This is a genomic window from Oleiphilus sp. HI0067, assembly GCF_001635735.1.
Genome location: NZ_LWFI01001735.1, coordinates 1 through 701, shown reverse-complemented (window position 1 = coordinate 701; position 701 = coordinate 1). Strand labels below are relative to the sequence as shown.

Annotated in this window: 1 protein-coding gene and 1 pseudogene; both read right to left on the bottom strand. The window is 45.8% G+C overall.

The annotated features are described in order from the left end of the window. Nucleotides 1-329, bottom strand: a pseudogene (glmM, locus tag A3739_RS27585) (phosphoglucosamine mutase); the annotation flags it as partial. Nucleotides 330-356: 27 nt separating this feature from the next. Further along, the coding region (locus A3739_RS27580) for a dihydropteroate synthase (RefSeq protein WP_197472642.1) at nucleotides 357-701 on the bottom strand (345 nt) is incomplete at its 5' end.

Genomic DNA, 701 nt, shown 5'->3' with positions numbered 1-701 from the left:
TTGTCTTGATATGGATTGTGCGACGCACTGATAACAATTCCGGCATTCGCGCGATATGTGCGCGTCAAATAAGCAACTGCTGGAGTAGGCATTGGACCAATCAAACGTACACCCACACCGGCCGCGGACAAGCCAGCCTCTAGCGCCGCTTCAAATAAATAACCTGAAATGCGCGTATCTTTTCCAATAATGACCTTATTCTTGGTACCTTGTTTTTTAAACACCTGACCACAAGCCCAGCCAAGCTTGAGCATAAACTCGGGTGTAATTGCTCCCTCACCTAATCGACCACGAATTCCATCCGTCCCAAAATACTTCCTGTCTGCCATTATTCTCTCTCTTAATTCTTGTAGGTATTACTTAGCTAACTTCATTGCCTGCCATATTTTAAGCGCATCTGCCGTTTCAGCAACATCGTGAACCCGCAAAATCGAAGCGCCACGTTCTAATGATAGCAAGGCTGCTGCAACACTACCGATTAAACGCTGATCCACATCCTTATCGAGCACTGTACCAATCATACTTTTGCGCGAGATCCCTACCAACAAAGGCGAGCCCAAATGCTGCAATTGGTCTAAATGTTTTAACAAACTCAAGTTATGCGCGAGCGTTTTACCGAAGCCAAAACCGGGATCTAGAACAATTTTCTCTTTTTGTACTCCTGACCCAATCAATGCTTCCACACGGCCTTGCAGAAACTG